Source organism: uncultured Thermomonas sp. (assembly GCF_937872235.1).
In the GTDB taxonomy this organism is placed as follows: domain Bacteria; phylum Pseudomonadota; class Gammaproteobacteria; order Xanthomonadales; family Xanthomonadaceae; genus Thermomonas; species Thermomonas beijingensis.
Genome location: NZ_CALMPC010000006.1, coordinates 1 through 3,825 on the forward strand (window position 1 = coordinate 1; position 3,825 = coordinate 3,825).

Annotated in this window: 2 protein-coding genes; both read left to right on the top strand. The window is 54.8% G+C overall.

The annotated features are described in order from the left end of the window. The first annotated feature begins 288 nt into the window (after window positions 1-288). On the top strand, window positions 289-1,596 hold the full coding sequence (locus QWB57_RS00615; protein ID WP_288967879.1) for a hypothetical protein: 1,308 nt from the start codon (window positions 289-291) through the stop codon (window positions 1,594-1,596). A gap of 34 nt (window positions 1,597-1,630) precedes the next feature. Continuing rightward, entirely contained in the window at window positions 1,631-3,742 is a 2,112-nt protein-coding gene (locus QWB57_RS00620) for a peptidase domain-containing ABC transporter (protein ID WP_288967881.1), read from the top strand. Window positions 3,743-3,825: the final 83 nt, after the last annotated feature.

Here is a 3,825-nt window from a genome sequence, read left to right on the forward strand (position 1 = left end):
GTCCTCAACGGGGAATCAATCAACACTGTTGCGAATCAGAGTTGAACTCGCCGGGGCTTTGTTGAAATGCTTACCGGATTCCCGATTACGGAGAAAATTGTGGATTTACTGGAGAGCAGCTCATGAAAAACAAACGCCCACGTAAGGCATTGCTAGAAGAGTATGGTCGCGGGAAGGCGCTGTCTGTAAGGCATAAAATGGAATACCATGAAAATCAAGTGCTCCTAGCTTTCAAGGGATTCTGCTCTCTTTACCCAATTTCCATTCCTGGAATGAAGAGGAAAACGCATGAATAAACTCAATGGCGTCTCTTTTTTTTTGCTTGGATGTATTTCTCTGGTATCCACTTCGTTTGCTGCCACGAAAAGCGCCCCCCCTGCTGGCAAGGATTGCACAGAAGAGACATGCCTCTCCAGGATAGTCATGAATCTGTCGCAGCCTCCACAGCTTGCGTATTTTAGTGTAAATCGGGCGTCTGACCATGGATTTCACATCGAAACGGCCAGTGCCACATTCCGGGAATATTACGCAACTATTGCAAGTTTCATGGGGCAATACGAGGCGGCGGACAAGATATATCCGGTTCGCGGATCTGACGCTGATCCAACGCGTCTTGGCTATCTTGATGCGAAGCCTGCAAATGATGTGATACGAAACTTGGCAAGGAATCGCCGAGCCGTATTCATAAACGAATCGCACGCCAGACCGAGGACTAGAGCCGCCATCTATACGCTGCTCAACGCGCTCCATGAGGAGGGGTACAACTATCTTGGTATCGAAGGCCTCACGGTTAAACCTGGCGACCCTTCCAAAACTTGTTCAAACGCATCCTTGGCGGATGCGGATTTGCTTTCGCGCGGGTACCCGATACGCGGAACCGGATTTTATTTGCGAGAACCGATCTTTGGCGAAATAATTCGGGAAGCGATTCGATTGAAATTTAAATTAGTGGCATACGAAGATTCCGACGTAGGGGATAACACGATTGAGGGTCGAGAACAAAAGCAGGCGCAGAACTTGGCCTGTATTTTCAAGAACGACCCGAGGGCCAAATTGCTTGTCGTGGCCGGATTCGGTCATATTGCGAAATCGAAAAGTCATCATGCTCCGGACGGGCTAATGGCAGCCCGATTCATGAAAATCACCGGAATTAACCCTTTGAGCATAGATACTACTACCTTGCTTGATCTGCTGCCGGACTCAATTCATCTCGATCAGAACATGCTGGCAAGTCATCCATCCCAAGGATATGCATTGGCAGATTCGAATGGCCACTTCTATGGCTCCGATGATTATGACTTAATATTGTTCTTGCCAGAAATCCAGGGGAGAAGCGCGAGTGGGCCGTCATGGCTTGATCTGGATGGCGCCCGTAAGCGGAGGTTTCCCCCGACTAGCCATTGCAAGAACACGTTCCCTTGCCTGATCGAGGCATTCCCGGAAAACGAAATATCTGGCATTCCTGCGGATAGTTGCGTGGTCATGACCGGTCAGGATGCATGCTCACTCTTCTTGCCCTCGGGGACTTACAGGATCAACTATTCCGATGCATCCCTTCATGAATTGGAATCCATAACGGCCCCAGATAATCTCTAGCGCTATCTGCGTTGAGCAAGTTGACAAGGCGATCATGAAATTCCTCCTCCAATCCGAAGCCGCCGAATGCGGTCTCGCCTCACTGGCAATGGTCGCCTCCGCGCATGGGCTGCATATCGGTTTGCCAGAGCTGCGCCGGCGCTTTCCGTTGTCGCTGAAAGGCGCAAAACTCAATCAATTGATCCATGTCGCGCAGCGGTTGGGGTTTTCCACGCGCGCGTTGCGATTGGATATGGAAGACCTTGGCAAGTTGAAACTGCCTTGCGTGCTGCATTGGGATTTGAATCACTTTGTGGTGCTGGCCAAGGTCGGTAAATCCAAGGTCACGCTGCTTGACCCGGCCATTGGTGAGTGCAGGTTATCGCTGGCCGAGGTGTCTGATCACTTCACCGGGGTGGCGTTGGAGTTGACCCCTGCCGCCGAATTCAAACCACAACAGGCGGTACCTGCGGTATCGGCGCGGCAGTTGACCGGGCCGGTACGCGGGCTGTGGCGGGCGTTGGCGCAGATTTTGTTGCTGTCGATTGCGTTGCAAGTGTTTGTGGTGTTGGCCCCGTTCTTTATGCAGTGGGTGGTGGATCAGGTCTTGGTGTCTGCAGATACCAGTTTGCTGACCGTGTTGGGGCTGGGGTTTGGCTTGGTGCTGCTGCTGCAAGTGGGCATCGGTTTGCTGCGCGGTTGGGCGGTGGTGTATCTGTCTTCCAAATTAGGCTTGCAGTGGATGGGCAATGTATTTGCGCATGCGCTGCGCTTGCCGTTGGATTTTTTTGAGAAGCGCCATTTGGGCGATATCACGTCGCGCATGGGCAGCGTGCAGGCGATTCAGCGCACGCTAACCACGAGTTTTGTCGAGGCCATCATTGATGGGTTGATGGCGGTGGTGACCTTCGGTTTGATGCTGTTTTATAGCTGGAAACTGGCGCTGGTGACCTTGCTAGCAGTGGTGCTGTACTTGGGCATCCGCACGTTGGCGTATCGCCCATTGCGTGATGGCACCGAGCAGCAATTGGTGGCGGCGGCCAAACAGCAAACGCATCTTCTAGAATCGCTGCGCGGGATGCAGAGTTTGAAAGTGGCGGGTGAAGAATCGCAGCGCCGCAGCACGTATGACAATTTGATCAGTGACACCGTGAACCGCGAGATCAAGCTGGCGCATTTGGGACTGGGCTTCAACGGTGCCAGCCAGTTGGTGTTTGGTGTGGAACGCATCGCGGTGATCTGGATTGGCGCGTTGCTGGCGCTGGACAATGTGTTCTCGGTCGGGATGTTGATTGCGTTTTTGGCTTACAAAGATCAGTTCGCGCAGCGCATGAGTGCGTTGATCGATAAGTGGATCGAATTTCGCATGCTGCGCCTACACGGCGAACGCCTGGCCGATATCGTGCTGACGCCACCGGAAGACGCGCACGGTTTGGCGGAGGCCGCAGCGCCGGGCGAGGCGAGTATCGAGGTGGACACGTTGTGCTTTCGCTATGCCGATGGCGAGCCGTGGGTGCTGAAAGATTTGAGTTTTCGCATCGAGGCTGGGGAGGCGGTGGCGATTGTGGGGGCGTCGGGCTGCGGCAAGACCACCTTGGTCAAAGTATTGCTGGGTTTGTTGAAACCCACGTCGGGCAGTATCCGCATCGGCGGGCAAGACCTGCATAAACTGGGCCCGCGCAATGTGCGCGGCATCATCGGTGCGGTGATGCAGGACGACCAATTGTTTGGCGGCAGCATTGCCGACAACATCAGTTTTTTTGATGCCGCGTATGACCACGCCCGGGTGGAAGCCGCCGCGCGGATGGCGGCGGTGCATGACGAGATCGCGGCGATGCCGATGGGTTATCACAGCCTGATTGGCGATATGGGAAGCAGCCTATCCGGCGGGCAAAAGCAGCGGGTGATTTTGGCGCGCGCCTTGTATCGCAACCCCAAACTGCTGTTTTTGGATGAGGCTACCAGCCATTTGGATGTGGCCAACGAGCAACTGGTGAATACCGCCGTCAAACGGCTCAATGTCACCAAGGTGATTGTGGCGCATCGCCCGGAAACCATCGCCAGCGCCGACCGCGTGCTGGTGCTGCACGGCGGTCAAATTGTGCAAGATGTCAGGCCGCAAGCCGCCGCCACAACAGTGCCGGGGGCGGCGGTGATGGCGGCGTAGGGGTTAATCCCGCAGCACCAGCACCTGACAGCCTTGCTGGCGTTCCAGCACGGCGGTGGTGGCGGTGTGGGTGCTGACGGCGT